This window comes from Actinomycetota bacterium (genome assembly GCA_005774595.1).
In the GTDB taxonomy this organism is placed as follows: domain Bacteria; phylum Actinomycetota; class Coriobacteriia; order Anaerosomatales; family D1FN1-002; genus D1FN1-002.
This window is the reverse complement of the sequence record VAUM01000146.1, coordinates 1-4,599: the sequence shown is the minus strand read 5'-3', so window position 1 is coordinate 4,599 and position 4,599 is coordinate 1. Positions and strand designations below refer to the sequence as shown.

Annotated in this window: 3 protein-coding genes; all 3 read right to left on the bottom strand. The window is 70.3% G+C overall.

Features of this window, described 5'->3' with window-relative positions; translation table 11 throughout:
- Positions 1-274: 274 nt before the first annotated feature.
- Positions 275-1,537 (bottom strand): hypothetical protein, encoded by a 1,263-nt coding sequence (locus FDZ70_06675; GenBank protein TLM76307.1) that lies wholly within the window; start codon positions 1,535-1,537, stop codon positions 275-277.
- A gap of 48 nt (positions 1,538-1,585) precedes the next feature.
- Positions 1,586-2,389, bottom strand: a complete 804-nt coding sequence (locus FDZ70_06670) for a tetratricopeptide repeat protein (protein ID TLM76306.1) — start codon at positions 2,387-2,389, stop codon at positions 1,586-1,588.
- A gap of 116 nt (positions 2,390-2,505) precedes the next feature.
- Positions 2,506-3,648: a hypothetical protein gene (locus FDZ70_06665; protein TLM76305.1), complete on the bottom strand. Its 1,143-nt coding sequence runs from the start codon at positions 3,646-3,648 to the stop codon at positions 2,506-2,508.
- Positions 3,649-4,599 lie beyond the last annotated feature (951 nt).

The window sequence follows — 4,599 nt, the reverse complement described above, 5'->3', positions numbered from 1 at the left end:
GGGTGCCGGTCTGGTACCCGCCGTGCACGGTGGTGCCGAGCGGGTACTGCCAGTTGTACCAGCCCGCCGCCAGAGCCGTGGTCGGGATCATCACGACGGCGAGGGCCAGCACGAACAAGATGCTCAGGTTCTTCTTCATACCTTGCACCTCCTCCCCCGATGGGATGCCCGCGTTTCCGCGGTCTCTACCCTCTGCGGCCTACGCCGAAGAGGCGTGGTCGATCGGGTATCTGAACGAACCTTGCCAATGGTAACAGACCGGTGACGGGCCTGCCTAGTCCTCATCATCCGTCGGCTCGGCGCCTTCTTCGTCGCCCTCGGACTCGTCCCCCTCGCCGTCGTCCGACCCCGCCCGTATGCGCCGGACGACCACGAACACGGTCAGCACGAGCGCAATCAGCAGCGGTATCGCCCACAGGCAAGTCGAGCCCTTGAGCAGCGAGGACGCGTCGAACGCGACTTTGGACTCCGCCGGCCACACGCCGGCGGGCAGCGCCGACTCGGGCACGGTGATCTTGAGCTGCACGATGCGGTTGTTCAGCTCGTCGGCCACCCAGAACGACCCGTCGGCGGCGCGCGACAACCCGCCGGGGGCGTTCAGCTGACCCTGCGCGTTGCCGAAGTCGCCGATCGACCCGAACTCCTTGCCGTCGGGGCCGAGCAGCCGGATCTTGTACTCGAAGGCGTCGGCGAGGTACATCACGCCGCGCTCGTCGATCACCAGTCCCATGGGCAGGCCGAACTGGCCGGAATCGTCCTTCGGGCCCGCGGGCGGCTTGCCGGCGGACTTGAGGAACTTCCCTCGCTGGTCGAAGAACTGCAGCCGCGTGTTGTTGGACTCGGCCACGACGATGGTGCCGTCGGGAAGCAGGGCGATGCCGTTCGGGAAGGAGAACTGCCCGTCGGCGCGGCCCATCGTGCCCCACTCGCGCAGCAGCGCGCCGTCGAGCGAGTAGATATGCACGCCGCCCGCCGAGGTGACGTAGAGCTTGTCACCGTAGATGCGCGGCATGACGGGGTTGTCCTTTGGCTTGAAGTTGATCTCCATCGTCACGGTCTTCAGGTCCGGCGACAGGACGATGATCTTGCCGTGCGGCCCCCGCGCGCCCGCGTCCGCCACGTAGACCCGGCCGTCCGGGCCGACTGCGACGCCCGTGGGGCTGTCGATCTGCTTGGGCCCCCACACCATCGTCCCGTAGCGGCCGACGAGCTCGCCGTCCGGCGTGAGCCGCAGCACGCGGCCGTTGCCCGAGTCCGCCACGTACAGATCGCCGTTCGGCCCCACGTTCACGTCGTGCGGCCGCAGGAACTGGCCGTCCAGGCCGGCGTCGAAGCCGTAGATCGGCTCCCCGAAGTCGCCTGAGACGCCGCCGACGGCGGTGATCGGCACGGTGCGGTCGGCGCCCGCCGGCAAGCTCACCTTCATGAAGAACCACACGAGCGCGCCGAGCAGCGCCAGCAGGACCAGCAGGGCGACGATGAGGAACGCCGTCACCCGCCGCCGCTGCGCGTACCTGTCCACCGTCTTCTTGGCCATGTCCTGCCGCTCGTCCGTTCGGTCCGGGCGCCCCTTGCGGGACGCGGGTCACTTGCCCTTGAGGTCCTCGATGCCCTTCTTCGCGGGCTCGTAGTCCGGCACGTAGGTGAGCGCCGCCTCGTACTGAGCCTTCGCCTCGTCCGCCTTGCCGAGCTTCGCGAGGACGTCCCCGTAGCGCACGCGGGCGGTGACATCCTCGGGCCGGGTCTGGATGGACTGCCCGAAGGCGTCCGCGGCCCCCTTCAGATCACCCGTCTCCTCGAGGAACACGCCGAGCCGGTACGACACCTCGGGGTCGGTGGGCGACCGTTTGACCAGGACGCGCATGCCGGCGATCGCCTTCTCGCGCTCGCCGTTGTAGTACTGGATGATCGCGAGGTTGTAGAGCGCCAGCGGGTGCGCGGAATTGAGCTTCAGCGCGATCTCGAGCTCCGCGATCGCTCCTTCGACGTCGCCCGTCCGGTAGAGCGCGTTCGCGTAGTCCACGTGCGCCTCGGGGCTGTTCGGCGACTTCTTCACCTCGTCACGCATGCGGAGCAGCTCCTGCTCCGCGGCGGAGCGGGGCGCGCGTGCGGGCGCCGCGACCTTCCACAGCACGAGCCCGACGAGGAACAGCACGCCCACCGCGAGGACGATGAGCGCGCGCACGAGCCAGACGTTGACCACGCTGACCTCGTCGTCGTCCTCGTCGTCCTCGTCGTCCTCGGCATCGTCGTCCTCGACGCCGAGGGGCTCGTCCGCGGGCTCGACGGGGGCAGGGGGCTCCACATCATCCGCTGCCGCGAGGTCGACGGCGGGGTCTACGCCGGCGTCCTCGACGTCGTCGCTGGTCTCGATGGTGTCGTCAGACATGGGTTCCCGCTTCCGGCGGCACTGTTCTTGAGCGTCATAATGCTAGCCGTCATGCACTCTGGCGTACAGGGTACTTCAGGAATCCGCAGGACGCACACGCGGGATCGGCGCTCCCGCTACGGCCTGGCCGCCGGCGCCGGGTAGCCCGAGTGGCACATGTTGCAGCGGAAGTCGGCGTACTTGTGGCACGAGCGGCACTGCGCCTGCGCCCGCGGACCCGAACTCGCGGCGTGTGCGCGGTTCCAGTCCTTGGCATGCGACTCCGACGGGTGCGCCGCGTGCGGATGACACCTCGTCCTGCAGTACCCGTACTCGTGGCAGCGCGCGCACACCTTCTTGCGCGAGAACGCCGCCTGCCGGCCGTGCACCTCTCCCCGGGCGAAGTCCTCGGAGTGCGGCAGCTCGAGGCCGTGGCAGGCGTTGCACGCGTCCACCGGATGGCACCCGCGGCACGTCCTCACCCGGCCGAGGGTGATCTGCGGGTACTGGTCGATGCTCGGCGAACGAGTGCCGGTGATGTCCCCGACATGGCAGGTCTCGCACTCGGCCGACGCCTTCGTGCCGTCGTGGCAGGTCACGCACAGGCTCATCTGCGGGCGGTTCGGCGTACCGGCTGTCGGTCCGTGGCCCGTGGCGGAATGGCAGTCCACGCAGCGGAACCGTGCCTCGACGATGTGGGTGTGGTCGACGCGCACCCGCGACACGGTGCGCGGTCCGTCGAGAACGTCGCGGTGGCACCCGAGGCACGCATCCGAGAACGCGTGGCCCTTGTCGCCGCCCTCCCCCAGCACCGAGCGCGCGTACGAGCGCGCGGACCCGGCAGCCAGCGTCACCCGGCCGGCAAGCCCCGCGCGCGCGTGGCAGTCCGCGCACTTCACGCCCGGGTGCGGGCCCTTGCGCTTCGCGGTCTGCTGATCGACCACCGTGCGTGCGTGGCACCGCAGGCACACGCGATCGTCAGTGAGCGCCACGGTCGCAACAGCCGAGAGGACCGCCACCGCCGCCAACGACGCCGCGAGCCACACGAGGAACCGGCGCCGGTTCCTGCGACGGCGCTCCTCAGGCGTCATCGCCGGCCCGGTCACGACGGGCCGAGGCGGCGGGGAGGTACCGAGCAGTGCCGTCAGCGCGACGAGCACGATCATGACCACCAGGATGGCCATGGCCATGAGGATGGTCGCGCCGACGAGGTTGGAGGTGGGGTCGGAGACGACCTGCCAGACCTGCGCCGGATCGAGGCGTTTCAGCAGCTCGTTCACTTGCCGCCCCTGAGCTGCCGGAGCTTGTCGGGCGGGATGCCGGGGTGGACGTGCAGCTCGTGACACTCCCTGCAGTCCGTCTCGGAGTGGCACCCGCGGCACAGCCCGTCGCCGGCCGCCTGGGCCGGCGTCGTGGACGTCGGATGCGCCGCGAGCCATCCGGACGGGTGCGGCATGACGGTTCCGTGGCAGCCATCGCACAGGGCCCGGATGTGGCAGACGAGGCACTTGGCCTTGCCGGCCTTCTCGGCCTCCGCCCCGTGGGTGGCCGCCCAGTCGCTGCGGTGGGGGACGCCGAGGTGGCACTTCGTGCAGTCGGCGTCTGCATGGCAGACCCGGCAGGTCGTCAGGTCGCCCATCCCGTGCGTCGACTTCCAGTTCGCGCCGTGCGTCACGCGCCAGGCGTTCGACCCCTCACGCGGCACGTCGCGCTTGCCGACGTGACAGGTGGCACACGTGTCGGGCGCCCTCCTGCCGTCGTGGCATGAGGTGCACGACCCCATGTCGAGCATGCGGGCCGGCGACGCCTGCGGGTGCGCGGTGTCGGCGTGGCAGACCGTACAGCGCGTCACCGCCGACAGGCACGTCGAATGGCTCATCCTCAGGCCGCGGGCCTCGACGACCTCACGCAGGTCGTCATGACAGTCCACGCATGCATGATTGCCCACCGAGGCCTCGGCGATACGGCCGAGACGGAACACCGCCGTGGCGTCGCGCCCGAACCGGATCCAGCGCTCCCCGAAATCCGCTCCCCCGTGGCATGCGTAGCAGTCGGCGTCGCGGTGCGCGCTCTTCGACAACGACTCGGACTGCGCGCGATGGCAGCCGACGCAGGCCGGGCGGACGCGGACGATCCCGGCGCCGACGAACGCGCCGAGCGCCGCGACGAGCACCAACGCCAGCGCGAGCGCCGCACCGGCCGCGCGCAGGAGCGCGCGCGCGCTCCTGCGC